Annotated in this window: 22 protein-coding genes; 14 read left to right on the top strand and 8 right to left on the bottom strand. The window is 68.2% G+C overall.

What is annotated here, in order from left to right; genetic code table 11:
* Positions 1-80 precede the first annotated feature (80 nt).
* The 5 genes from H0X95_RS16420 to H0X95_RS16400 all read left to right on the top strand — a co-directional run bounded on the left by H0X95_RS16420 (position 81) and on the right by H0X95_RS16400 (position 5901).
* Positions 81-1481, top strand: a complete 1401-nt coding sequence (locus tag H0X95_RS16420; RefSeq protein ID WP_034203509.1) for an aspartate aminotransferase family protein — start codon at positions 81-83, stop codon at positions 1479-1481.
* 85 nt (positions 1482-1566) lie between these two features.
* Positions 1567-2058 carry an Lrp/AsnC family transcriptional regulator gene (locus H0X95_RS16415; protein ID WP_034178445.1) on the top strand — a complete coding sequence of 164 codons (492 nt, stop codon included), beginning with the start codon at positions 1567-1569 and terminating at the stop codon, positions 2056-2058.
* A gap of 110 nt (positions 2059-2168) precedes the next feature.
* Positions 2169-3641, top strand: coding sequence for an NAD-dependent succinate-semialdehyde dehydrogenase (locus tag H0X95_RS16410; protein ID WP_059723005.1), 1473 nt, complete (start codon positions 2169-2171; stop codon positions 3639-3641).
* 131 nt (positions 3642-3772) lie between these two features.
* Positions 3773-4369, top strand: coding sequence for a TetR/AcrR family transcriptional regulator (locus H0X95_RS16405; protein ID WP_059723007.1), 597 nt, complete (start codon positions 3773-3775; stop codon positions 4367-4369).
* 50 nt (positions 4370-4419) lie between these two features.
* A complete protein-coding gene (locus tag H0X95_RS16400; RefSeq protein ID WP_196446118.1) occupies positions 4420-5901 on the top strand; it encodes an MFS transporter in 1482 nt (493 codons plus the stop codon).
* Between the two features lie 178 nt (positions 5902-6079).
* Here H0X95_RS16400 and H0X95_RS16395 read toward each other — a convergent pair whose 3' ends face one another.
* Complete coding sequence (locus H0X95_RS16395) at positions 6080-7555, bottom strand: HD domain-containing phosphohydrolase (protein ID WP_059723009.1); 1476 nt, start codon at positions 7553-7555, stop codon at positions 6080-6082.
* A gap of 291 nt (positions 7556-7846) precedes the next feature.
* On the opposite strand from H0X95_RS16395, the gene H0X95_RS16390 reads away from it, so the two are divergent.
* A complete protein-coding gene (locus H0X95_RS16390; RefSeq protein ID WP_006498151.1) occupies positions 7847-8422 on the top strand; it encodes a DUF308 domain-containing protein in 576 nt (191 codons plus the stop codon).
* A gap of 164 nt (positions 8423-8586) precedes the next feature.
* On the opposite strand, the gene H0X95_RS16385 is transcribed toward H0X95_RS16390, so the two are convergent.
* The gene (locus H0X95_RS16385) at positions 8587-9237 is read right to left on the bottom strand and encodes a GntR family transcriptional regulator (protein WP_012493725.1); all 651 of its coding nucleotides are present in this window, start codon (positions 9235-9237) and stop codon (positions 8587-8589) included.
* A gap of 54 nt (positions 9238-9291) precedes the next feature.
* On the opposite strand from H0X95_RS16385, the gene H0X95_RS16380 reads away from it, so the two are divergent.
* On the top strand, positions 9292-10458 hold the full coding sequence (locus tag H0X95_RS16380; protein ID WP_058903935.1) for a pyridoxal phosphate-dependent aminotransferase: 1167 nt from the start codon (positions 9292-9294) through the stop codon (positions 10456-10458).
* Between the two features lie 177 nt (positions 10459-10635).
* On the opposite strand, the gene H0X95_RS16375 is transcribed toward H0X95_RS16380, so the two are convergent.
* Positions 10636-11982: an MFS transporter gene (locus H0X95_RS16375; RefSeq protein WP_006498148.1), complete on the bottom strand. Its 1347-nt coding sequence runs from the start codon at positions 11980-11982 to the stop codon at positions 10636-10638.
* Between the two features lie 296 nt (positions 11983-12278).
* Here H0X95_RS16375 and H0X95_RS16370 point away from each other — a divergent pair, with 296 nt between their 5' ends.
* The 7 genes from H0X95_RS16370 (at position 12279) to H0X95_RS16340 (ending at position 21777) form a co-directional block, all read left to right on the top strand.
* Entirely contained in the window at positions 12279-13316 is a 1038-nt protein-coding gene (locus tag H0X95_RS16370; protein ID WP_196446117.1) for a LacI family DNA-binding transcriptional regulator, read from the top strand.
* Between the two features lie 202 nt (positions 13317-13518).
* Entirely contained in the window at positions 13519-15300 is a 1782-nt protein-coding gene (locus tag H0X95_RS16365; protein WP_006483301.1) for an IlvD/Edd family dehydratase, read from the top strand.
* A 32-nt stretch (positions 15301-15332) separates the two neighbouring features.
* Positions 15333-16514 carry a fumarylacetoacetate hydrolase family protein gene (locus tag H0X95_RS16360; protein WP_048985816.1) on the top strand — a complete coding sequence of 394 codons (1182 nt, stop codon included), beginning with the start codon at positions 15333-15335 and terminating at the stop codon, positions 16512-16514.
* Between the two features lie 268 nt (positions 16515-16782).
* Positions 16783-17724: a LysR family transcriptional regulator gene (locus tag H0X95_RS16355; RefSeq protein ID WP_006498144.1), complete on the top strand. Its 942-nt coding sequence runs from the start codon at positions 16783-16785 to the stop codon at positions 17722-17724.
* A 74-nt stretch (positions 17725-17798) separates the two neighbouring features.
* A complete protein-coding gene (tcuA, locus tag H0X95_RS16350) occupies positions 17799-19205 on the top strand; it encodes an FAD-dependent tricarballylate dehydrogenase TcuA (protein WP_059723012.1) in 1407 nt (468 codons plus the stop codon).
* Positions 19192-20394: a tricarballylate utilization 4Fe-4S protein TcuB gene (gene tcuB, locus H0X95_RS16345; protein ID WP_006483284.1), complete on the top strand. Its 1203-nt coding sequence runs from the start codon at positions 19192-19194 to the stop codon at positions 20392-20394. Before tcuA ends, tcuB begins: the two co-directional genes overlap by 14 nt.
* A 66-nt stretch (positions 20395-20460) precedes the next feature.
* A complete protein-coding gene (locus H0X95_RS16340; RefSeq protein ID WP_006483289.1) occupies positions 20461-21777 on the top strand; it encodes an MFS transporter in 1317 nt (438 codons plus the stop codon).
* Positions 21778-22100: 323 nt separating this feature from the next.
* Here the strand turns inward: H0X95_RS16340 and aroE are convergent, their stop codons facing one another.
* The 5 genes from aroE to H0X95_RS16315 are packed head-to-tail and all read right to left on the bottom strand — an operon-like array spanning position 22101 to position 25954.
* On the bottom strand, positions 22101-22934 hold the full coding sequence (gene aroE / locus H0X95_RS16335; RefSeq protein ID WP_006483282.1) for a shikimate dehydrogenase: 834 nt from the start codon (positions 22932-22934) through the stop codon (positions 22101-22103).
* A complete protein-coding gene (locus H0X95_RS16330) occupies positions 22931-24154 on the bottom strand; it encodes a CaiB/BaiF CoA transferase family protein (protein WP_059723019.1) in 1224 nt (407 codons plus the stop codon). Before H0X95_RS16330 ends, aroE begins: the two co-directional genes overlap by 4 nt.
* A complete protein-coding gene (locus tag H0X95_RS16325) occupies positions 24154-24612 on the bottom strand; it encodes a MaoC family dehydratase (RefSeq protein ID WP_058903931.1) in 459 nt (152 codons plus the stop codon). Before H0X95_RS16325 ends, H0X95_RS16330 begins: the two co-directional genes overlap by 1 nt.
* 2 nt (positions 24613-24614) lie before the next feature.
* Entirely contained in the window at positions 24615-25007 is a 393-nt protein-coding gene (locus tag H0X95_RS16320; protein ID WP_006483283.1) for a VOC family protein, read from the bottom strand.
* Positions 25004-25954 (bottom strand): ketopantoate reductase family protein, encoded by a 951-nt coding sequence (locus tag H0X95_RS16315; protein WP_059723022.1) that lies wholly within the window; start codon positions 25952-25954, stop codon positions 25004-25006. The genes H0X95_RS16320 and H0X95_RS16315 overlap by 4 nt, the downstream gene beginning before the upstream one ends.
* Between the last annotated feature and the right edge of the window lie 47 nt (positions 25955-26001).

The following is a 26001-nucleotide window of genomic DNA, read 5'->3' as shown; positions in this document are numbered from 1 at the left end:
CGCAAATTGAAGACGCATGCGGATGGCTTGCCCGTTAGCATGAACTCACCGCTGACACCTGACGAGAGTCCCGCCTTCCCATGAACCAAGCCGCGCTGATCGAAGCCGATCGTCAACACCTGATCCACCCCGTCGTCAACTACCGTGCGCACGAGGCGCGCGGCGTCACCGTGCTGGAATCCGCGGACGGCGTGTTCCTGCGCGATGCCGCGGGCCATACGCTGCTCGACGCGTTCTCGGGCCTGTGGTGCGTCAACGTCGGCTACGGCCGCGACAGCATCGTGAAAGCCGCCGCCGACCAACTGGCCAAGCTGCCCTACGCGACCGGCTATTTCCATTTCGGCTCGCAGCCGGCGATCGAGCTCGCCGAACGGCTCGCCGCGCTCGCGCCGCCGTCGCTGAACCGCGTGTACTTCACGCTCGGCGGCTCGGACGCGATCGACTCCGCCGTGCGCTTCATCACGCACTATTACAACGCGACCGGCCGTCCGTCGAAAAAGCAGATGATCGCGCTGGAGCGCGGTTATCACGGCTCGTCGTCGATCGGCGCCGGCCTCACCGCGCTGCCGGCGTTTCACCGTCATTTCGACCTGCCGCGTGCGGACCAGCACCATATTCCGTCGCCCTACCCGTACCGCCATCCGCTCGGCGACGATCCGCAGGCGCTGATCGCCGCGTCGGTCGCCGCGCTCGAAGCGAAGGTCGCCGAACTGGGCGCGGACAATGTCGCCGCGTTCTTCTGCGAGCCGGTGCAGGGTTCCGGCGGCGTGATCGTGCCGCCGGCCGGCTGGCTGAAGGCGATGCGCGACGCGTGCCGGCGCCTCGGCATCCTGTTCGTCGCGGACGAGGTGATCACCGGCTTCGGCCGCACCGGCCCGCTGTTCGCGTGCGAGGCCGAACAGGTCGATCCGGACCTGATGACCGTCGCGAAGGGGCTGACCGCCGGCTATGCGCCGATGGGCGCGGTGCTGATGTCCGACGAAATCTACGAAGGGATCGCGGGCCACCGCGCCGATTCGCCCGCGGTCGGCCACGGCTATACGTATTCCGCGCATCCGGTGAGCGCGGCGATCGGCCTCGAGGTGCTGAAGCTCTATCACGAAGGCGGGCTGCTCGCGAACGGCCAGGCGCTGGCGCCGCGCTTCGCCGCGGGACTCGACGCGCTGCGCGCGCATCCGCTCGTTGGCGACGCGCGCTCGGTCGGCCTGCTCGGCGCGCTCGAACTGGTCGCCGACAAGGCACGCAAGACGCGCTTCGACCCGGCGCTGAACGTGCCGGACCGGATCGCGGCCGCCGCCTACGCGAACGGCGTGGTGTTCCGCGCGTTCGGCGACGGCGTGCTCGGCTTTGCGCCGGCGCTGAGCTTCACTGCCGGCGAGTTCGACCTGATGTTCGAACGCGTGCGCAAGACGCTCGACGACGTGCTGGCGGATTCCGGCGTGCAGCGCGCGCTCGACGCCGCGCATGCGCAACCGGCCTGACGGGCCAAGGGAAAGCCGGGCTTGTAGCGGTCATCGTTCGTCTCTAAAGTAACCGGACATTCCATTTTTGCTCTTTCACGTGAACATGACGGACAGCAAGCTGGATCGCATCGACCTGCGCATCCTCTCCCAGTTGCAAAAGCGCGGCCGCATGACCAACGTCGAGCTGGCCGATGCGGTCGGGCTGTCGCCCAGTCCGTGCCTGATCCGCGTGAAGCGGCTCGAGAAGGCCGGCTACATCGGCGGCTACGGCGCGCACATCCAGCTCGAGAAACTCGGCGACGTGCAGGTCGTATTTACCGAGGTCACGTTGGCCGATCATCGGCGCGAGGATTTCGACCGCTTCGTCGCGGCGATCCGCACCGTCGACGAGATCGTCGAATGCCACCTCGCGAGCGGCGGCTACGACTATCTGCTGAAGTTCATCACGCGCAGCGTGAGCCATTACCAGACGATCGTCGAAGGGCTGCTCGAGCAGAACATCGGCATCGAGAAGTATTTCAGTTACGTGATCATCAAGTCGCCGTTCGTCAAACGGCACTACCCGCTCGAATCGCTGTTCGGCGAACGTCACTGACACGCGGCGTGCGTCACCCCCGAACGCGGCAGCCTGCTGTCCGCGCGGGGTAGCCGCGCGCCCGCACCGCTCAACCAGCGTCGCCGAACCGCCTCATTCAAGGATCTGTCATGCCGCTTACGCTATCCCGCACCGAACTCGTTCGCACCGCCAACCTGATCGACGGCAACTGGCGCGATGCGCTCGACGGCCGCCGCTTCGCCGTCATCGATCCCGCCACGCTCGAAACCGTTGCCCACGTACCCGACAGCGGCGCCGCCGACGCACGCGCGGCGACCGACGCGGCAGCCCGCGCACTGCCCGCGTGGCGTGCGACGCCCGCGCGCGAACGCGCCGCGATCCTGCGTGCCTGGCATGCGGCGATCGTCGCGCACACCGATGATCTCGCGAAGCTGATGTCGCGCGAACAGGGCAAGCCGCTGGCCGAGGCGCGTGGCGAAGTCGCGTACGGTGCGTCGTACGTGCTGTGGTTCGCGGAGGAAGCGACGCGCACGTACGGCGACCTGATCCCGCAGCAGCAGCGCGGCAAGCGCTTGAGCGCGGTGAAGGAGCCGATCGGCATCGTCGCCGCGATCACGCCGTGGAATTTCCCGCTCGCGATGATCGCGCGCAAGATCGCGCCGGCCCTCGCGGCCGGCTGCACGGTGGTCGCGAAGCCGGCGGAGGACACGCCGCTGACCGCGCTCGCGCTCGCGTTGCTCGCGCAGGAAGCCGGCGTACCGGCCGGCGTGCTGAACCTGATCGCCGCGTCGCGCGAGCGCGGCGTCGACGCGGCGGCCGACTGGCTCGCCGACGGCCGCGTGCGCAAGATCACGTTCACCGGCTCGACGCCGGTCGGCAAGCTGCTCGCGCGCGAATCGGCGGCGACGTTGAAGAAATTGTCGCTGGAGCTCGGCGGCAATGCGCCGTTCATCGTGTTCGACGACGCCGAGCTCGATGCCGCGGTCGACGGGCTGATGGCCGCCAAGTTCCGCAACGGCGGGCAGACCTGCGTGTCGCCGAATCGCGTGTACGTGCAGGCCGGTGTCTACGACGCGTTCGCCGCGAAGCTCGCCGCGTGCGTCGCCGCGCTGAAGGTCGCGCCGGCGACCGACCCGGCCGCGCAGATCGGCCCGATGATCAACGCGCGCGCGGTCGACAAGATCGCACGCCACGTCGGCGATGCGATCGAACGCGGCGCGCGCGTGCTCACGGGCGGCAAGCGCCTGACCGAGCTCGGTGCGAACTATTACGCGCCGACGGTGCTCGTCGACGCGACCGCCGACATGCAGCTCACCTGCGAGGAAACCTTCGGCCCGATCGCCGCGCTGTTTCGCTTCGCGTCCGAGGACGAAGCGGTCGCCGCCGCGAACGACACGCCGTTCGGGCTCGCCGCCTATTTCTACACGCAGGACGTGCGGCGCATCGCGCGCGTGTCGGCGCGGCTCGAAACGGGCATCGTCGGCATCAACGAAGGCGCGCTCGCGAGCGAGGCCGCGCCGTTCGGCGGCGTGAAGGAATCGGGCTACGGCCGCGAAGGCTCGCGCTACGGCCTCGACGATTACCTGTCCATCAAGTACCTGTGCCAGGGCGGGCTCGACTGAGCGGATGAACCCGCGCCGTCCGCAAGGACGGCCGTCGCCGTGTCCGGTCCGGCCACGCGCATTGACATCGGAACCGATCGGTCCATATAATGCATCCAACTTTGGCACCGCATCGATGGCGAAACCGATCAATGGCAAATCCGGCTGGCGTGGGCCGTCCCCGCGAATTCGAACTGGGCGACGCCGCGCGCGACGCGATGGACGTTTTCTGGGATCGCGGCTACGAAGGCGCGTCCCTGCCCGACCTGATCGCCGGCACGGGCTTGTCGCGCGGCAGTCTCTACAAGGCGTTCGGCGACAAGAAGGCGCTGCTGCTGGCGGCGCTCGACCTGTACATGGCCGACGGGCTCAAGGCGACCGCCGACATCCTGTCGCAACCCGGTGCCGTGAAGGATGCGATTCGCGATTCACTGCTGCGCTATGCGCGCCTGTCCGTTGGCGACGCGGGCCGGCGCGGATGTCTCGCGGTCGCGATGACCACCGAACTGGCCGCGCGCGACGCGGATGTCGCGGAACGCACCGGGCGCATGTTCCGGCGGCTGCAGCAGCTCTATGCCGGTGCGATCGTCCGCGGCCAGGCGAGCGGCGAGATCCCCGAGCAGGACGAACAGGTGCTGGCGCGTTTGCTCGTCTGCCAGATCGAGGGCATGCGCGTGCTGGGCAAAACCGGTATGTCCGAGCCCGACATGCTCGCGCTGGTCGACCGCACGATGCGCATTCTCGACTGATATTTTTTTACCCGATTTGGAACCGATTGGTTCCGTACGGAGAGCCGCCCATGTCACGGAATGACCCTGTTTCACCCGACCCGCGTCGCTGGGCGATGTTTTCGGTCCTGCTCGTCGGCGCGTTCCTGCCGCCGTTGGATTTCTTCATCGTCAATGTCGCGCTGCCGTCGATCCGCGCGGAACTGGGCGCCTCGTCGTCGGCCGAGCAACTCGTCATTTCATCGTATGCGGGCCTGTACGCGGTGACGCTGATCACCGGCGGGCGATTGGGCGACCTGTTCGGCCGCGGCCGCGTGTTTTTCCTCGGGTTGATCGGCTTTGCGATCGCCTCGACGCTGTGCGGCCTCGCGAGTTCGCCGTGGACGCTCATCGTCGGCCGCGCGTTGCAGGGCGTGACGGCCGCGATCATGGCGCCGCAGGCGCTCGCGTCGATCCAGGCGATCTTTCCGGAACCGGAAAAGCCGCTCGCGCTCAGCTTGTACGGCGCGGTATTCGGCCTCGCGGCCGTGGTCGGGCAGGCGCTCGGCGGGATCCTGATCTCGTTGAATCTGTTGAACCTGGGCTGGCGCACGATCTTCCTCGTCAACCTGCCGCTGGCGATGCTGGTCGTCCTGTTCGGGATTCCGCTGTTGAAGGAAACGCGGGCGCAGCATGCGCGCAAGCTCGACCTCGGCGGCACCGCGCCGTCGATGCTGACGCTGGGCGCGCTGATCGTGCCGCTGATCGAGGGGCGCGAAGCAGGCTGGCCGGTATGGGCATGGGGGTCGCTGTTCGCGGTGCCCGCCCTCGCCGCGTTCTTCTGGCGCTACGAGCGCCGGCTCGGCCGCCGCGGCGGCGCACCGCTGCTCGATCCGGCCGCGCTGCGCGCACCGGGGCTGGGCCGCGCGTTGCTGATCGCGCTGCTGCTGTACTCGATCGGCGCGTTCTTCCTGCTGTTCTCGGTGTATCTGCAGAATGCGTTGCACGTCGACGCGCTGAGCGCGGGCCTCGTGTTCTTGCCGTTCGGCGTCGGGTTCCTGCTCGGCCCGTTGTCGACGCCGTTCTGCACACGTGTCATCGGCGCTTACGTCAATCCGTTCGGCATGGGGCTGGAGATCGTCGGGCTCGTCGGCCTCGCGGGGTTGATCGATGCCACGCCGGTCGGGATGCCGCTCGCTGCCGTGCCGCTCGCCGCCGCGCTCTTCGTCATCGGGTTCGGACAAGGGCTCGCGCTGCCGACGCTGATGCGCATGGTGACGGGGCGCGTCGCACCGGCGCTATCCGGCATGATCGCCGGCATCGCCAGCTCGACGCTGCAGGTCAGCACGTCGCTCAGCGTGGCGATCATCGGCGGCATTTTCTATACGACGCTCGGCACGCGCCAGGACCCGGCGGCCATCGCGCACGCGTTCATCGTCGCACTCCTGTCGATCTCGCTGTTCCTCGCCGTCGGCGCCGCGCTGGGCATCTCGCTCGCCCGCGCACCCGCCGCGCACCCGTCGATGCGGGCCGCCGTCCGTCCGGGCTTCGGCCCTGAACGCAAACGGCCGTAATCGCCCGTCGTCGCCTGTAAACTAGCGCGGCGCTGGACGCCGCGTTCGCTGCCGCGAAGACGGCAGATGTCATGGCCGATATCGATGCGTTCACCGATATCGAACCCGACCGGCACATCACGCAGGTGTTCTCGCGCATCCGCGCGCACACGCAAGCGAATCCGCGTCGTGGATGGCGTCAGAGCAGCCCCAGCGCCGACGCCTTGAGGGTCGCCGCGGCGCGTGTCGAACATTCGAGCTTGCGGAACGCCTTCTCGACGTGAGTGCGCACCGTGCTCGGACTCATCGCGAGCGCCTGCGCGACCTGCTTGTTGCTCGCGCCGCGGGAGATCGCCCGCAGGACGTCGATTTCCCGCGCGGACAGGCGCGGTCCAGCGCCCGACGCGCGCGGCGCGATGCGCCGGGGCACAGGCGCTCCGCCCGTCACGAGCGCGGCCACCACGTCGCCGCATAGCCGGCCGCAGGCCGCTTCTTCCTGCAACTGGTCGGCGGCGGCCGCATCGCTCAGCGCCGCGCGCCACGGACGCGCCGAGCGCAACGCGACCCATGCCAGCGACGCCGCGAGCACGCGCGCTTCCAGCGTCAGCGCCGCATCGCGCGCGCCGCGAAAATAACCCGAGCCGTCCTGCCGTTCATAGGCATACGACGCAAGCACCGCGGCTTCGCCGAGCGCGCCGGTCTGCCTGCCGGCGCGCTCGGTCCAGTAAGGCACGAGTCGCACCTTTTCCCAGGCGCTCGCGGGCAGCCGCGTCGGCAAGTTCCACACGTCGTTCGGTACCGCGGCCCGGCCGATGCCGTGAATCAGGCCGGCGCGGTACACGCGTTCGCGCGCGGCCTCGTCCGGCGAGAGACGGCCGTAACACGCGGCCGCCGTCGCGGCGACCGAACGCGAGAAGCCCGTCATCCACGGCAGTTTCAGATCGATGACGTCCGCGATCAATTCGGCGGACGTGGCGCCCTGCATGTCCGGCGTGGCCAATGCGGCGTCCAGCTCGGCGGGCGCCATGTGCTCGAGCGCCGCCAGCCAGCGCGGTGCGTCACGCTCGGCCGTCTCGACGAGCACGGCCGGATAGCGCGCCCCCGCGCGTTGGCCGATCAATTGGAGCGCCCGTTCGATGCCGTAGGTGCGGCTGAACACGTCGAGGTCGCCCGCAAGCGCGACGATCGATACGGCGGCCGGCACCTGTTCCCGCGCGAGCCGCGCGGGCAGCCCGTTGCCGTCCCAGCTTTCGAAAATGTGCCGCAGCACGGTTTCCGTCGCGTTGGACAGACCGAGTATTCGCGCGACCTCGCCCGACACTTCGCAATGAATCTGCGCGAGCGGGATCATCGCGACGCCCGCGCCGCCGATCGCTTCGGCCATGCCGGGCCGGCTCTCGAGCATCGCGGCGCGGATCGCGACGTCGTCGCCGAATACCTGCGCGAAACCCGCCGCATTCGCGGTGCAGCCCGACCAGCGCAACAGCGCCACCTCGCGGGCCGTATCGCACACCGCTGCATCGAATCGCGCCGCGTGCGCGAGCTGCGCCGCCAACCAACTCGTGCGTGGCGAATGGTCGGTCGGCTGGCCCATGCTGAGATCGCCGATGAAGGCCAGCGCGCGTACGGCGTCGACGATGCGCAGCGGGGCGTGACGGGCTTCGGCGTCGGACATCGGGCGGTGGAGACATTCGCGGGAGCGGGAAAACGATCATACGCGACGGCGTCGCGGCGTGCACGAGCATGCGCGTCGGCGCCGCGCCGCGGGCCGCCCCGATGCGATGTTCGCCTGGACCAGAGCCTGCCGCCGGTGGAATGGGCCATCGGACATCTGACCGATGGCGGCCGGCCCCGGCGATTGCGATACTCGGCGCACTGGAGATCCGGTCGGCGCCGCATCCGAATCCGCATGGCGGACGCCCTGCATGCCGGCCGGAACGACGATTCAATATACGAAGGAATGCAAATGATTGGCCGCTACCCCGAATTCCGTCCCCCTGCCGACGAACACTGGCTGAAACGGTACTACTTTTCCCGCGCGGTGTTCTCGCTGATCTGGGTCGCGCTGGCGTTTTCCGTCGGCCGGCACAGCGCAGCCGGCGCGGCGGTGCTGCTGGTCGTTTATCCGGCCTGGGATGCGCTCGCCAATTTCGTCGACCTGTCCCGCAGCGGCGGGATGGCGGCAAACCGCACGCAGGCGGTCAACGTCGCGATCAGCGCCGTCACGACACTGGCCGTATTTCCGGCGTTGAATGCGGGCCTGTCCGCGGTACTTGCGGTGTTCGGCGTCTGGGCGATGCTCTCCGGCGCGCTGCAGCTCGGCACCGCCGTGCGGCGCTGGAAGCATGCCGGCGCACAGTGGGTGATGATCCTGAGCGGAGCGCAATCGGCGTTGGCCGGGCTGTTCTTCATTGTCCAAAACCATGCGCCGATGCCACCCGCGATCGTCAAGATCGCGGGCTACGCGGGAGTCGGTGCGCTTTATTTCCTGATATCCGCCATTTGGCTGCAGGTGCGGGGGATGCGGCGCAGCGTGTCGTGAGTCGTCGGTCAGAGTGAAGATGTCGCACTGCGGGTCGCCATCGCCGTGCTTGCAGTCAACGAATGCCTTCCGACGCGTTTGGCTGAGGTCGCCCGGAGAAGACGCCAGCCATTCCCGGAACCGGCTTTTCGGACCGGTCGTCGACGCCGGTTTGACCCGTGTCCTTACCGCCTACGCAACGCCTGAGCCAGCGCATCTCCCGCCGCCAGAACGTGCGCGGACAAAGCCGCGCACGCTGCGTCCACGTCACCATCGCGTATCGCGCGAACGATGTTTCGATGCTCGTCGTTCGAGCGATCCTGCCAGTCAAGTTGCTGCCACGTCGCGTACAGATGCCGTGAGCTGGCCCGATGCATGTCGCCGATTGCGTCGATGAGCCGCGGCATCCCGCACCGCGCGGTCAATGCGCGATGAAACCTCAGGTTCAGCGTGCCGAGCACGGCTATGCCGTGCGCTGCCGACTCCTGATCGAGGATCGCATCGAGTTCCTCCAGCGCACGTGCGTCGAGCGCGGGCATTGCCTCGCGCAGCGCCAGCGCCTCGAAAGCAGCGCGCATCTTGGCCATTTCGAGCACGTCCGCCGGCTCGAGCGGCGCCGCCCGCACGCCGCGTCGCGGCTCCACCACGGCCAGCCCCTGCGCTTCCAGCCGTCGGAACGCCTCGCGTACCGGCACATGGCTCGCGCCGAACTCTGCCGCGATGTGGTCCTGACGCAGCCACTCTCCCGGCGCGATGACGCCGGAGATGATGCGGTCCGCCAATGCGACGGCGATCCGATCGGCCAGCGAGCGATCGTCCTTGACTTCAAAGTTCATCCCGACCACCATGCATATATTATCTATTAAATTGTAACAAAATCGGAGGCTCCGATGCGCCACCACCGTCCTGTGCGCCTGCAGCACATCGCCGGCATCGGCGTCGATCGCATGGGTTCGATCGCCGATCATGCCGACGTCGACCTTTTGCGACTCGAAAATCTCGATACCGACATCCCGCCCACCTCGGAGGCGCTCGCCGTCACCCGAGAGGCCATCCAGCGAGACTCGGCCAACTCCTATTTGCCATTCGTCGGTCAGGATCTGCTACGCGCGAGCGCTGCCGCCCACGTGTCGGCGCTGTCGGGGCAGCGCTTCACGGCCGACCAGGTGGTGGTGTCGGCGGGCGGGCTCTCCGGCATTCTGAACACGCTGCTCGCCACCGTCGAGACCGGCGACGAAGTCATCGTCACCGATCCGACCTACGCAGGTCTGCTGAACCGCGTCCGCCTTGCGGGCGGCGTGCCCCGGCAAGTACCGTTCGTCTTCACGCCGGGCGGCGAATGGAAGCTGGACCAGGCCGCGCTGCGGGCAGCGATCGGTCCGCAGACGCGGGCCATGCTGCTGATGTCTCCGTCGATGCCTTCGGGCGGCTTCTTCGATGCGTCCGACTGGCAGCTGATCGCGAGCCTGTGCGTGCAGAACGATCTGCTGCTGATCCTCGACAGCGCGATGGAACGGCTGCTCTTCGATGGACGCACGGTCATCCATCCCGCCGGCCTGCCCGGCATGGCGGAGCGTACGGTCACGGTCGGCGCGGCGTCGAAAGAGCTGCGCATGATCGGCTGGCGGGTCGGCTGGATCGTCGCGCCGCAATGGCTGATTCCGGATCTCGTGGCCGTGTCGCTCGCCAATGTCGTGGTGCCGGTCGGCATTGCGCAGGAGGCCGCGGCGGTCGCGCTCGACCATTCCGCATCCGATCTGCCTGGCTACGTGAGCGAACTCGAGAGGCGGCGGGATACGGTCGCCGCCCAACTGTCGGGGCTCCCGTTCGGCATGCCGGCGGGCGGCTGGTCGATGCTGCTGCGCGTGTCCGATTTCGGCCTGACCGGGTCGCAGATGTCGGAGCGATTGCTGCGCCACGGCGTATGCGCGACGGCCATGGCCGGATGGGGCGTTGCCCACGGCGACGCGTATATCCGTTTCGTGTTCGCGAACGAACCGGTCGAGCGGTTGCGCACGCTCGGGGACAAGGTGCGCTTCGCACTGGACGGCGCCTGACGACCGCTCGCGAGAAAGCGGAGTCGCGCGCAGCGCGTAGCCGGTTGGAGGTGTCCGGAAGTCCGTCCGTGATGGTCGAGCACACTCACGCGAGATCACTCCACGTGACGCGATCCATCCGGCGCCGGGGCGGCGCGATGCCCCGGCCCCGGTCGGACCTGACGCCGGGCGAACGCCCTACCGCCCCGCCGGCGGCCGCAGGATGTCGCGCGGAATCGACGCGATCAGCACGCAACTGATCAGCAGGCAGGCGCCCAGCGCATAGGTCCCGTTGTTGATGTCGCCGGTCATCTGTTTCGCGACGCCGGTGATCATCGAGCCCGTGAAGCCGGACAGGTTCCCCACCGAGTTGATCAGCGCGATGCCGGCCGCCGCGGCCGTGCCGGACAGGATCTGCCCCGGAAAGGTCCAGTAGATCGGCATCAGCGCGAGGATGCCGCACGTGGCGATGGTCAGGAATACGATCGACAGCGCCACGTTGTGGGCAAACGCCGCGCTCAGGATCAGAAAGACGCCGCCGATCAGCGCGGGAATCGCCGCATGCAGGCGGCGTTCGCCGGTCTTGCGCGAGTGCGACGCGTTCCACACCATCGCGAAGATCGCCGTCAGGTACGGAATGGCCGTCAGTACACCGATGTGCAGCGGGCTGTGCACGCCCGACGCGCGAATGATCGACGGCAGCCAGAAGGCCAGCCCGTAGAAGCCGGTATTGAAGGTGAGCAGGATGAAGGTGAGCAGCCAGACGCGCGGGCTGCGCAGCGCGGCGCCGATGCTGTGCGACTTGTGCGCGGCTTCGGATTCGAGGTTGCGCGACAGCACCGCCTTTTCGTCGGCGGACAACCATTTCGCCGACTGCGGGCCGTCGCCGAGGCAGGCCAGCACGATGAACGCCACCACGATCGACGGCAGCCCTTCGAGCAGCAGCATCCATTGCCAGCCGCTCATGCCCGACAGGCCGTGCGTCTGCTCCATCAGCCAGCCCGACACCACGCTGCCCAGCGTCAGGCTCAGCGGGATCGCCACCAGGAAGCCCGACATCGCCACGCTCTGGCGGCGCGCCGGGAACCAGTAGTTCATGTACAGGATGACGCCGGGGAAAAAGCCGGCTTCGCACAGCCCCAGCAGGAAACGCAGCGTGTAGAACATGGTGGTCGTCTGCACGTGGAAGAACTGCGCGAGCGGCACGATGAACGCCATCGACGACGACACGATGCCCCACGTGATCATGATCCGCGCGATCCAGAAGCGCGCGCCGTAGCGGTGCAGCAACAGGTTGCTGGGCATCTCGAACAGGAAATAGCCCCAGAAGAAAATGCTCGCGCCGAGCGCATAGACGCTGTCGCTCAGGCTCAGGTCGTCGAGCATCTGCAGCTTCGCGAAGCCGACGTTGACGCGATCCAGATAGGCCACGACGTAGCAGAGCAACAGCAACGGCAGGATGCGCCGCATGACCTTGCGGTAAAGGGCGTCTTCGGACGAATCGGCCGCGGCCGGTGCGGCAGCGGCCTGCGTGATGGATGGCATCGGTCTGTCTCCTGTTCGTGTAGGTCTTCTTCGTACCGGCGAGTCCTCTGACGCATCGATGTTACCGATAACATTCCGTGGCAAAAAAAAGCCGGCGAGGCGACGGGAGCGATCGGCACACTGATACCGGTAACACACCGGAAGGTAGCACGCTGCGACCGGGGCGTACAAGGTCCGCCGCACGCGTGGTTTCCCTAGTACGGGCGTCGCCGCGACGGGCGAGCGTCGGCCGGCCTGCCCGGTACGCCGCACCGGTATGATGTAGCCTTTCCGGCCTTCTCACGATCGCGATTCCGATGCCCAGTCCCACCGCCGTCCGGCCTGCCGGGCCGCCCCGCATGTCCGACGTGGCGCGCCTCGCCGGCGTCTCGAAGATGACCGTGTCGCGCGTGCTCGCCGGGCACAGCGTGGCCGCCGAGACGCGCGCACGGGTCTGCGAGGCCATCGAGCAGCTCGGCTACGTGGCCGACGCGGCCGCCGGCGCGCTGTCGTCGGGGCGCTCGGAGTTCGTCGCGGTGCTGGTGCCGTCGCTGTCGAGTTCGAACTTCTCGGACACCGTGCGCGGACTGACCGATGCGCTCGAACCGCATGGCCTGCAGTTGCTGCTCGGCGATACCGACTACGACCTCGAACGGGAAGAACGGCTGGTGCGCTCGATGCTGCGGCACCAGCCGCGCTGCATCGCGCTGACCGGGGCGCAGCACACCAACGCGACGCGCAAGGTGCTGGAGCGCTCGGCGATTCCGGTGGTCGAGATGTGGGACCTGCCCACCCGCCCGATCGACACCGCCGTCGGCTTCTCGAACGTGCGCGCCGCCCGTGCGATGGTGCGGCACCTCGCCGAGCGCGGCTATCGGCGCATCGGCTTTCTGGTCGGCGCGAGCGAACTGGATCGCCGCGGCCTGGACCGGCTCAAGGGCTACCAGGCGGAGATCAAGGCGCTGGGGCTCGGCGAACCGCGCGTCGTGCGGCTAGGCGAATCGCCGATCACGATGAGCCACGGCGGGCCGGCGATGGCGGCCCTGCTGGCGCAATGGCCGGATACCGATGCGGTGATGTGCGTGAGCGACATGTCGGCGTTCGGCGCGATCATGGAATGTCATCGGCGCGGGCTGGCCGTGCCCGCCGACATCGCGGTGGCCGGCTTCGGAAACTTCGAAGTGGCAACCTGCTGCCATCCGACCATCACGACCGTGTCGGTCGATGCGTACGGTATCGGGCTGCGCACCGGCGAAGCGTTGCTGGCGGCGCTGCAGGCGCGCGACGGCGGCGAGCGGACCGAATCGAAAAGCATTCGTATCGACTACACGATCATCCCGCGGGAAAGCGCCTGACGGCCGGCGCCCGGGCGCATCCCGACCCGCGGGATGCGCGGCTCCGTACCGGTTTCCGCCGCCCTCTGCTGCGCCACTTGCGCACGAAATCACGCACGAAATCCCTTCCGCGATGCAAAAACCCCGTGCTAACATCCCACCGATGTTACCGGTAACTATCCGGCACACAAAATGAGAAAGGCCCCTTAGGAGACAGCCTGCCATGTCACACACCGCTCGCCGCCTGCGCAGCCAGGAATGGTTCGACGACCCCGCGCACGCCGACATGACCGCGCTCTATGTCGAGCGCTTCATGAACTACGGGTTGACGCGCGAGGAACTGCAGTCGGGCCGCCCCGTCATCGGCATCGCGCAGACGGGCAGCGACCTGGCACCGTGCAACCGCCACCACCTCGAGCTGGCCGAGCGGACCAAGGCCGGCATCCGCGACGCGGGCGGCATTCCGATGGAATTCCCCGTGCATCCACTGGCCGAGCAAAGCCGTCGGCCCACCGCCGCGCTCGACCGCAATCTCGCCTACCTCGGGCTGGTGGAAGTGCTGCACGGCTTTCCGCTGGACGGCGTGGTGCTGACGACCGGCTGCGACAAGACCACGCCCGCGTGCCTGATGGCCGCGGCCACCGTCGACCTGCCCGCGATCGTGCTGTCGGGCGGCCCGATGCTCGACGGCTGGCACGAGGGCAAGCGGGTCGGCTCCGGCACGGTGATCTGGCATGCGCGCAACCTGCTCGCGGCCGGCGAGATCGACTACGAAGGCTTCATGCAGCTGACCACGGCTTCGTCCCCGTCGATCGGCCATTGCAACACCATGGGCACCGCGCTGTCGATGAACAGCCTGGCCGAGGCGCTGGGCATGTCGCTGCCGGGCTGCGCGAGCATTCCCGCGGCCTATCGCGAGCGCGGCCAGATGGCTTACGCGACCGGCAAGCGCGCGGTCGAGCTCGTTCGCGAAGATCTTCGCCCGTCGACGATCATGACGCGTGCGGCATTCGAGAATGCGATCGTCGTCGCGTCCGCGCTGGGCGCATCGACCAACTGCCCGCCGCACCTGATCGCGATCGCACGCCACATGGGCGTCGAGCTGAGCCTGGACGACTGGCAGCGCTTCGGTGAAGCCGTGCCGCTGCTCGTCAACTGCATGCCGGCCGGCGACTACCTCGGCGAAAGCTTCCACCGCGCCGGCGGCGTGCCTGCCGTGCTGCGCCAGCTCGATGCGGCCGGCCTGCTGCGACGCGACTGCCTGACCGTATCCGGTCGCGCGATCGGCGCGATCGCCGACACCGCGCAGGACGCCGACCGCGACGTGATCCGGACGCCCGACGCGCCGCTCAAGCATGGCGCCGGCTTCATGGTGCTGTCGGGCAACTTCTTCGACAGCGCGATCATGAAGATGTCGGTGGTCGGGGACGCGTTCCGCCGGACCTATCTTTCCGAACCGGGCGCGGAAAATACGTTCGAAGCGCGCGCGATCGTGTTCGACGGCCCCGAGGACTATCACGCGCGCATCGACGATCCCGCGCTGGACATCGACGAGCGCTGCATCCTGGTGATCCGCGGCTGCGGCACGGTCGGCTATCCGGGCAGTTCGGAAGTCGTGAACATGGCGCCGCCCGCCGAATTGGTGAAGCGCGGCGTGACGTCGCTGCCGTGCATGGGCGACGGGCGCCAGAGCGGCACGTCGGCCAGCCCGTCGATCCTGAACATGTCGCCGGAAGCGGCGGTCGGCGGCGGCCTCGCGCTGCTGCGCACGAACGACCGCGTGCGCGTGGACCTGAATCGCCGCAGCGTCGACGTGCTCGTCGACGAGGACGAACTCGCGCGACGTCGCGAAAGCGCAAGCTTCACCGTGCCGCAGGCGCAAACGCCGTGGCAGGAACTCTATCGCCGCTTCGTCGGCCAGCTGTCCACCGGCGGCTGCCTCGAACCGGCCACGCTGTACCTGAAGGTGATCGAGCAGCGCGGCAATCCGCGCCATTCGCACTGATTTCACCGTCCACGACTCTTGCCGAGCTGACCATGCGTACTCCTTCCGTTTCCGACTGCCTGCCGCACGACCTCGCCCACGCGCTGCTGATCGGCCGCGTCTGGCGGCACGACGGCGCCCACGCGGGCCCGAGCGTCGTCGCCGTGCGCGGCGGCGAAGTGTTCGACATCACGCGCACCGTGCCGACCACCGCGGACCTGTTCGACCGCCCCGATGCAGTCGCCATCGCGCGCACCGCCGTCGGCGAATCGCTGGGCCGCGTCGAACCGCTGCTGCAGGCGGCGCTCGACGGCACGCCCGGCGCGACGCACCTGCTCGCACCGTGCGACGTGCAGGCGATCAAGGCGTGCGGCGTCACGTTCGCCGTCAGCCTGATCGAACGCGTGATCGAGGAACAGGCCGGCGGCGATCCGGCCAGGGCGCGCGAGGTACGCGACACCATCGCCGCGACCATCGGCACCGACCTGTCGAAGATCGTGCCCGGCTCGGAAGCCGCGCTGCGCCTGAAGGCGGAACTCGAGCGCCGCGGCGCGTGGTCGCAATACATGGAAGTCGGCATCGGCCCGGATGCCGAGGTGTTCTCCAAGGCGCAGCCGATGTCCGCGGTCGGCTTCGGCGCGGACGTCGGGCTGCTGCCCGTGTCGGTATGGAACAACCCGGAGCCGGAGATCGTGCTGGCGGTCGCCAGCGACGGCCGGCCGGTGGGTGCGACGCTCGGCAACGACGTGAACCTGCGCGACATCGAAGGCCGCTCGGCGCTGCTGCTCGGCAAATGCAAGGACAACAACGGCTCGTGCGCGATCGGCCCGTTCGTGCGGCTGTTCGACGACGGCTTCACGCTCGACGGCGTGCGGCAATGCAGCGTGTCGCTGCGTGTCGAAGGCGCGGACGACGGTTTCGTCCTCGACGGCATCAGCCACATGCGCGAGATCAGCCGCGACCCGGCCGACCTCGTCGCGCAGACCTGCGGCGCGCATCACCAGTACCCGGACGGCTTCATGCTGTTCCTCGGCACGATGTTCTCGCCGATCCAGGATCGCGACGCGCCCGGCGCGGGCTTCACGCATCACCTGGGCGACCGTGTCACGATCTCGACGCCCGCGCTCGGCGCACTCGTCAATACCGTGCGGCTTTGCACGGAGATCGCGCCGTGGACCTTCGGCGTGCGCGCGCTGTATGCGAACCTGGCCGCGCGCGGGCTGCTTGCCGAATGAAAGCGGAAGACGCGCCGGCATGACGCCCTTCGCGACCGACATCGACCGCCAGTAGGCGCAGCGGGTTGAAACGAGCGTTCGCGCCGGCACGCATGTCGCCGGCCGCCTTGCGATCGGAGCGTTCGACGAGCCGAAACGTCCGTGTCGCGCGGCGCCGCCCGCTCGACCGTCTTTGCGGCGGCGCTCCACGGGCCCGGTAGACGCGATTCGCCCCACCGGCGCCTCGTCGGCTGCGACAATACCGCGGCTGAGTCAATTCGAGGTGTCGATGGAACTGAGGCAACTGCGCTATTTCGTCTGCGTCGTGGAACACGGCAGCATGGGCAAGGCCGCGCTGGAACTGGGCGTGGTGACGTCCGCACTGAGCCAGCAGATCAGCCGGCTCGAGAGCGAGTTGTCCACGCGCCTGCTGCAACGCACCTCCACGGGCGTCGTGCCGACGGACGCCGGCCTTGCATTCTGGCGACAGGCGCAACTCGCGTTGCGCCACGTCGACGATGCGGCGCTCGCCGCGCGTCAGGCGCGCCTGTCGGGGCACGTCAGCGTCGGGCTTGCGCCCAGTACGACCGGCGTACTCGGCCTCGCGTTCATGCAGGCGATGCGACGGCGCTATCCGGACGTCCGGCTGCGCATGGTCGAGAGCCTGTCGGGCTATCTCGGTGCGATGCTGAGTGCGCGGCAGATCGACCTGGCGATCCTGTTTCGCGAAGAACCCGCGCAGCGCTGGAGCGTGATGCCGTTGCTCGACGAGCATCTGTTCGTGATCGGCGCCCCCGGCCTGCCGGGCATGCCCGACGGGCCGCGCGTCCGCCTGGCGAACCTCGGCGCCGTGCCGCTGATCCTGCCGAGCGGCCCGCATGGTCTGCGCGCGTTGCTGGATGTCGCATTCGCCCGCACCGGCTTTACCCCGCACATCGCCGCCGAAGTCGACGGCCTCGCGATGTTGATGGATGCGGTGCGCGGCGGGCTCGGTGCAACCATTCAACCGGGCGCGGCGCTCGCACGGCTCGAGAACGCCGCGCTCGCGAGCGTCCCTGTCGCGGACGCCCACGCGACGAGGCCGAACCTGATCGCGAGCGTCTCCGACGACGAGTTGTCGCCCGCAGGGCTCGCCGCGCGGGTCGTCCTCGCCGACGTCGCGCGCGAGATCGTCGCGGCAGGCGGATGGCCCGGCGCCACGCTGCGCGAGCCGCCTCTTCACAAAAACTGAAGACGTGTTGCCGCGCCGCTGATGGCGGCAGGCGAGGCCGATCCGTAGAGTGCGTCTCAAAGGAGACGACTCAGATGATCGATGTTCTCGTAATCGGCGGCGGCAACGCGGCGCTGTGCGCGGCCTTGATGGCGCGCGAAGCCGGCGCGTCGGTGCTGCTGCTGGAAGCGGCCCCGCGCGAATGGCGCGGCGGAAACTCCCAGCACACGCGCAACCTGCGTTGCATGCACGACGGCCCGCAGGACGTGCTGGTCGGCGCCTATCCGGAAGAAGAGTACTGGCAAGACCTGCTGAAGGTCACGGGCGGCATCACGAACGAGGCGTTGGCCCGGCTCGCGATCCGCGCGTCGGCGAACTGTCGTCCGTGGATGCACGCACATGGCGTGCGGTTTCAGCCGCCGTTGTCCGGCGCACTGCACGTGGCGCGGACCAATGCATTCTTCATGGGCGGCGGCAAAGCGCTCGTGAACGCGTACTACCGCAGCGCCGAAGCGCTGGGCGTACGGATTCGCTACGACACGCCCGTCGACGCCATCGAGCTCGACGGCGAACGCTTCGTCGCCGCGCGCAGCGGGAGCCGGCGCTTCGAGGCGCGCAGTTGCGTGCTGGCGGCGGGCGGCTTCGAATCCAACCGCGAATGGCTGCGCGAAGCGTGGGGACAAAACGAGCGTGGCGAGTGGCCCGCCGACAATTTCCTCATCCGCGGCACGCGCTTCAACCAGGGCGTCCTGCTCAAGGCCATGCTCGACGCCGGCGCGGATGCGATCGGCGACCCGTCGCAGTCGCATTGCGTCGCGATCGATGCGCGCGCGCCGCTCTACGACGGCGGCATCTGCACACGGATCGATTGCGTGTCGCTCGGTATCGTCGTCAACCGCGATGCGCAGCGCTTCTACGACGAAGGCGAAGATTTCTGGCCGAAGCGTTACGCGATCTGGGGCCGCCTCGTCGCGCAGCAACCGGGACAGACCGCCTACTCGATCATCGATGCCAAGGCCGTCGGACGCTTCATGCCGCCGGTATTCCCCGGGGTCCGCGCCGATTCGTTGCCGGAACTCGCGCGCGGGCTGAACCTGCCCGAGCGAGCGTTCGTCGAGACACTGCGCGCGTACAACGCCGCATGCCAGGTGGGCACGTTCGATCACACGACGCTCGACGACTGTCGCACCGAAGGCGTCCATCCCGCGAAAACCCACTGGGCACGCCCGATCGATACGCCGCCCTTCTTCGGCTATGCGCTGCGTCCCGGCATCACGTTTACTTATCTCGGGCTCAAGGTCAACGAGCGCGCGCAGGTCCACTTCGGCGGACGACCAAGCGGCAACCTGTTCGTTGCCGGCGAGATGATGGCCGGCAACGTGCTGGGCAAGGGTTACACGGCGGGCGTCGGGATGTCGATCGGCACCGCGTTCGGCCGTATCGCGGGCACCGAGGCGGCCAAGGCCGCGCAAACGACCGGAGTTCAACATGCACGATATTGAAGAACACGTTCGCGACGCCCACGCGCTCGCGCCCGCCGGCCGGCCGTCGACACGCGCAAGCGGCGCCGCCGTGATCCGCATCGTGCCCGTCACCGACCACGAAGCGGAAGTCGCGCGCCAGATGCAGATCTGCAATGCGTGCCGCTACTGCGAAGGGTTTTGCGCGGTCTTTCCGGCGATGACGCGCCGGCTCGAATTCGCGAAGGCGGACGTCAACTACCTGGCCAACCTGTGCCACAACTGCGGCGCGTGCTATCACGCGTGCCAATATGCGCCGCCGCACGAATTCGCCGTGAACGTGCCGAAGGCGATGGCGCAGGTCCGGCTCGACACGTATGTCGAGTATGCGTGGCCCGCCGCGCTGGGCCAGCTCTACAGGCGCAACGGCCTGGCCGTCGCGCTTGCCCTCGCGATCGGGCTGGCGCTTTTCCTGATGCTCGGCGTCGCGATGCACGGCTCGCTGCTGAATGGCCCGTCGGGCGGCCGTTTCTACGCGATCTTTCCGCACAACCTGCTCGCCGCGATGTTCGGCTCGGTGTTCGGCCTCGCCGTTCTGGCGCTCGGGGTCGGCGTGACGCGTTTCTGGCGCGACGTGTCGACGGGTACGGCGAGCCTGCCCGCGGTCGCCGAGGCGGCGAAACACGCGCTCGCGCTGACCTATCTCGACGGCGGCCACGGTGACGGCTGCAACGAGTCGGACGATGCGTTCACGCGCGCGCGGCGCCGGTTTCACCACTTCACGTTCTACGGCTTCATGCTGTGCTTTGCCGCCACGCTCGTGGCGACCTTCTATCACTACGCGCTGGACCTGCACGCGCCGTACGCGTTCCTGAGCCTGCCCGTGCTGCTCGGCACCGTCGGCGGAATCGGTCTGCTGATCGGGCCTGCCGGCCTCCTGTGGCTCAACCTGCGGCGCGACCCCGCGCGGACCGATCCGGCACAACGTCCGATGGACCGCGGCTTCATTGCGCTGCTGATGCTCGTGAGCGCGTCGGGACTGGCGCTGCTCGCGTGGCGCGACACGAGCGCGATGGCGACGCTGCTGGCCGTTCATCTCGGCATCGTGATGGCGCTGTTCGCAACGTTGCCGTACGGAAAATTCGCCCACGGGATCTTCCGCTGCGCGGCGCTGCTCAAGTCGTCGATCGAAAAGCGCCAGGCCAACCGCCTGCAACTCGGCTCGGACTGAACCGGGCCAACCGAAGCGGTCCGGCTTTCGGGCCGCTTCGCACCATACATCCAACGGAGACACCCCATGCATCCCTCACCGTCAACCGCGCCGGACGGCACGGCCGCACGCACGTCGAAGCTCGGCGCGGTCCTGCGCGTGACCAGCGGCAATTTTCTCGAGCAGTTCGATTTTTTTCTGTTCGGCTTCTATGCGACCAGCATCTCGCGGGTCTTCTTTCCGGCGGCAAGCGAGTTCGCGTCGCTGCTGCTGACGTTTGCCGTCTTCGGCGCCGGTTTCCTGATGCGCCCGCTCGGCGCGATCGTGCTCGGCGCCTACATCGACGAAGTGGGCAGACGCAAAGGCCTGATCGTGACGCTCTCGATCATGGCGAGCGGCACGATCCTGATCGCGTGCGTGCCGGGGTACGCGACGATCGGGCTCGCCGCACCGGCGCTGGTATTGCTTGGGCGCCTGCTGCAGGGCTTCTCGGCCGGTGCCGAGCTGGGCGGCGTGTCGGTCTATCTGGCGGAAATGGCGACGCCCGGGCACCGCGGCTTCTATACGAGCTGGCAGTCGGCCAGCCAGCAGGTCGCGATCGTCATCGCGGCGGCCTTGGGCTATCTGCTGAATCATCTGCTGACGAGCCAGGAAATCGGTGCATGGGGCTGGCGCATCCCGTTCTTCATCGGTTGCGCGATCGTCCCGGTCATTTTCGTGCTTCGCCGAACGCTGCAGGAAACGGACGAATTCAAGGCGCGCACCCATCGTCCGCGTGCACGCGAGGTAGTCGCGACGATGCTGCGGAACTGGCGCACCGTGTTCGCCGGCATGCTGCTGGTCGCGATGACCACGACGACGTTCTATCTCATCACGGTCTATACGCCGACGTTCGGCAGGGCCGTACTGAAACTGTCGACGGCGGACAGCCTGGTCGTCACGCTGTGCGTGGGCGTGTCGAATTTCTTCTGGCTGCCCGTCGGCGGTGCGCTGTCGGACCGCATCGGACGCAAGCCGATTCTCGTGGCCATCGCGGTCGCGGCCATCGTGACGTCGTATCCCGCGCTCGCGTGGCTTGCGTCCGCCCCCAGCTTCGGCCGCATGCTGGCCGTGCTGTTGTGGCTCTCCTTCTTCTTCGGCATGTACAACGGCGCGATGGTCGCGGCGCTGACCGAAATCATGCCCGCCAGCGTTCGCGTGGCCGGTTTCTCGCTGGCCTTCAGCCTCGCGACGGCGGTCTTCGGCGGCTTCACGCCCGCGGTGTCGACCTATCTGATCGAGATCACGGGCGACAAGGCCGCACCCGGATACTGGCTCAGCTTCGCCGCATGCTGCGGACTGCTCGCGACCCTGTCGCTGTATCGCAAAGGCGGGACGGTGCGGCGTTCGGCGTCGCCTGCATGAGAAGCGCGCCCGGCGGCACGGTTGCGGCACGGTTGCGGCGCGCTGTTCGACGACGGCGGCGCGCTCGCGCGACTGCTCGGTCGCCTCGCGACGCCGTTGGAGAACCTCGTCGCTGCCGCATTGCGTACCGGAAGCCGCAATGAATCGAATGCTGGATCGACGAAGGCGCGCGTGCTTGCGACGCGCGAGCCACGTCGGTCCACGCACGTCATCCGGCATTCGCGCGCCGTGTGCGTCACGGTCGACCGTTCAGCGTAACGACGCGCGACGGTCCGGCCGCTGCGTTGACGTAGCCGGATCGCGGGCCGCGCGCCGTCGCGCACTCAGTCGAACGGCACGGCCAGCCGGTCGATCACCGCGCTGGTCTCGGGCCGGACGCCGCGCCACCAGGCGAACGCCTCGGCCGCCTGCTCGACCAGCATGCCGACGCCATCCGCGATGCCGTGCACGCCGGCATTTTTCGCGAGTCGGAGAAACGGCGTCAGGCGCTTGCCGTAGGCCAGTTCGTAGGCCGTGCCGGTCGGACTGAACACGCTCGGCGGGACAGGCGGCAGGTTGCCGGTCAGACTGGCCGACGTCGCATTGACCACCAGGTCGAAACGTCCCATCCGGGCGAGGTCCGCATAGCCGCCCGCGATGAGCGTTCCGCATCCGGCGACCTCCAGGGCCAGTGCGCGCGCCTTGTCGACGTCGCGATTCACGATTACGAGTTCGGCCGGCCCGGCATCGAGGAACGGCAGCAGCGCGCCGCGTGCCGCGCCGCCGGCACCGAGCAGCAAGATGCGCTTGCCCGCCATCGGAAGCCGGAGATTGACTTCGATGTCGCGAACCAGTCCGATGCCGTCGAAGTTGTCCGCCCAGATGCGGTCGCCGTCGAACTTGAGCGCATTGGCTGCGCCCGCCAGCGTCGCGCGCGCGCTTCGCTCGTCGGACATCGCGAATGCGTCGAGCTTGAATGGCGCGGTCACGTTGATACCCTTGCCGCCCCCCTCGAAAAATGCGCGAACCGCTGCAGCAAAGGCGCCTGCCGGCTCGACCGGCCCCTCGATCGCCGTATAGCGGATGTCCTGTCGCGTCTGTTGCGCGAACAGACCGTGAATCAGCGGGGATTTCGTGTGCCCGATCGGATAACCGATCACCGCGTATTGGTCCGTCATCGTTGGCTCGCTTTTGAATAGAGGACGCCGTCGGCCTGCATCGCATCGATTTCGGCCGAATCGAACCCGAGGGAGCGCGCGACCTCCGCGTTGTGCTGCCCGAGATCGGGGGCGACGTCGCGTATCGTCGTGTCGCAATCGGAAAACCGGAACGGCAGGTTCGGCAGGCGCAGCGTCCCGTAGCGCGGATGCTGCTGCTCGACGACCATGCCTCTGGCCTGGATCTGAGGATCGTTCAACACCTCGTCGATGCGCTGCACCTTCGCGCACGGCACGTCGATGCCGTCCAGCAGTTCCAGTACCGACGCGACGGAACGCGCGGCCACCCACGGCTCGACCACCGCCAGGATTTCCGCGCGGTGCGCGTTGCGGCCGGTGCTGTCGTGAAATCGTGTGTCCGCGCCGAAGCCGGCCGGGCCGCCGTGCGCTTCGATCAGTTGCGCGAAACGCCTCCATGCGTCGTCGACTTGCGCGGCGATCACGAGATCGCCGTCGGCGGCCCGGAACACGCCATAGAGCGTCGAGGTCGGCATGTCGTGCCCGGTCTGCTCGGGCAGCACGCGCTGCAGCGTGTAGCACTGCACCGCATATTCGTGCATCGATACCAGCGTGTCGTACAGCGCCATGTCGATATGCTGCCCGCGGCCGCTCTTCACGCGCCCGAGCAGCGCGGCGTTGATGGCCGCGACCGCATGAATCCCGGTGTACATGTCGCCGAGCGAAATGCGCAGCAGCGGCGGCCGCTCGCCGGGCGTGCCGACCATCTGCATGATCCCGCTCTTCGCTTCGGCGATCAGCCCGAAGCCGGCGCGATGCGCATCGGGACCGGTGTGCCCGTACGCCGAAATCGAGCAGTAGACGAGGCCCGGATTGCGCGCCGACAGTTCTTCATAGCCGAGCCCGAGCTTGTCCAGCGCGCCCGGCCGATAGTTCTCGATGAAGACGTCGGCCGAGTCGCACAGTCGCTGCATGAACGCCTTGCCGCGCGCGTCCTTCATGTTGACGCTCACGCCGCGCTTGCCCATGTTGAGCTGCAGGAAATAGCCGCTTTGCTGGTCGTCGAGCACGGTCGCATGCTGACGTCCGGCGTCGCCGGCGCCCGGGCGCTCGACCTTGATGACTTCGGCGCCGAGCGCCGCGAGACAGCGCCCGACATACGGGCCGGCAAGAAAATGGCTGTAGTCGACGACGCGCATGCCTTCGAGGGGACGGGCCTGCATCACGCTGCCTCCGGCCGGCGCGGCACCATCAGGCGATGTTCGCCGCGTTGAACGACCTGCCCGTCCTGATTGATCAGCTCCGACGGCAGCACGACGATGCCCCAGTCCGGGCGGCTCTTGCTGGCCCGCATCGAACCGACGCGGAACGTCACGTGCAGCACGTCGCCGACCTTGATCGGCAGCAGAAAATCCCAGGTCCAGCCGAGCGACATGCCGGGCACAAAGCGATAGTCGCTCTGGGTCTTCAGGCCGTCGGCAACGGACAGCCCGAACAGCCCGTGCGCGACGAGGCAGCCGAAATGGCTGGCGTTCGCGTAATCCTCGTCGACGTGCACGGGCGTATGGTCGCCGGTGAGGTCGGCGTACGCGAGAATGCGCGCCTTGGTCACGACGTAAGCCGGGCTCGTGCACGCGTCGCCCTCGCGGGCGTCGTCCCAGTATTTCTCGACGATCGTCATGGTCATGCCTCCGCGCGCGGGTCGATCGCCAGCGCCTGCGCGACGCAGGAAGCCGGCTTGGCCTGAATCAGTTCGACGGCAAGCCCGTCGGGCAGGCGAAGCCAGTTGCGCCCCTGCGGCATCTCCGTCACGTCGAATCGCCGCGCCGCGGCGAGCGCGGCTTCCAGGTCCTCGCACATCACGCCGAGATGGGCGAGCCGGCCTTCCGGGCCGTCGTGTTCCGGCGCGTGGATGAACTGCAGGCCGCCGAGCGTCCAGTACTGTCGCGGGGCGTCGAGCGGGCCGTCCACTTCGCGCAGCGTCATGCCGAGCACGTCCTCGAAGAAACGGATGTGCCAGCGGATGTCCTTCACCCAGATCGCGACGTGTTCGAGATAGGCTTTCGTGGCGCTCATGCGGCAGCCTCCTCGCGTTGGCGATCGGCCATCGCGCGCTCCAGCCCCTTGATGCACGCGACGAGCGTCGCATTGACCGGCGTCGGCACGCCGTAGCGCTGCCCGCAGCGCACGACCGAACCGTTGATGAAGTCGATCTCGGTGATCGAGCCCTTCTCGAGGCTTTGCAGCATCGAGGTCTTGAAGGTCGCGGGCAGCCCTTCAGCGGCCAGCGTCCATGCCTGTTCGGGGTCGGTCATCGACAACTTCACGCCGGCTGCCCGGGCCGCCGCGATCGCCTCGGCCACGGCCGCGAGCGACGTGGCCTTGAGCAGCGGCTCGTCGTAAAGCTGTCCGTAGGTGAGCCCCGTGAGGCCCGTCAGCGCGCCCGTCGCGACGTTCACCAGCAGCTTGTCCCACATCGTGCCGACGATGTTGTCGCTGATCGTCGTCGCGAGACCGGCGCCATCGAACGCGTCGGCGATCGCCCGCACGCGCGGCGTGATGCGGCCGTCGAGTTCGCCGATGTAGGTCGACTTGCCGATCACGCCGGATTCGATATGGCCCGGGCCGCGCCGCACGCCGCCGACGTAGGTCTTGCCCGCGAGCACGCGCTCGCGGCCGACGGCGTCGCTCAGGATGTCCTCGTGGCCGAGGCCGTTCTGCAGCGACAGCACGACGGTATCCGCGCCCACCAGCGATCGGGCGCCGCGAATCGCCGCGTCGGTGTGGAACGACTTGACCAGCACCACGACCAGGTCGGCCGTGCCGACTTCGGCAGCCTGCGTCGTCGCATGCACGCGTACCTGGCGGCTGCCGCGGGCGTCGTCGACGCGCAGTCCGTCGCGACGCATCGCGTCGACGTGCACGGGCGAGCGATCGATCAGCCAGGTCTCGTGACCGCCTTCGGTAAGGGTGGCGCCGATTGCGCACCCCAGCGCGCCAGCGCCCAGAATTGCAATTTTCAATGCTGTCTCCTTGACGTATGGCCTCACGATAGGAGTTGCTGCTCATG

The organism is Burkholderia sp. 9779_493, from assembly GCF_015712215.1.
GTDB lineage: Bacteria > Pseudomonadota > Gammaproteobacteria > Burkholderiales > Burkholderiaceae > Burkholderia > Burkholderia cenocepacia.
This window is presented reverse-complemented; position numbering and strand designations above follow the sequence as displayed.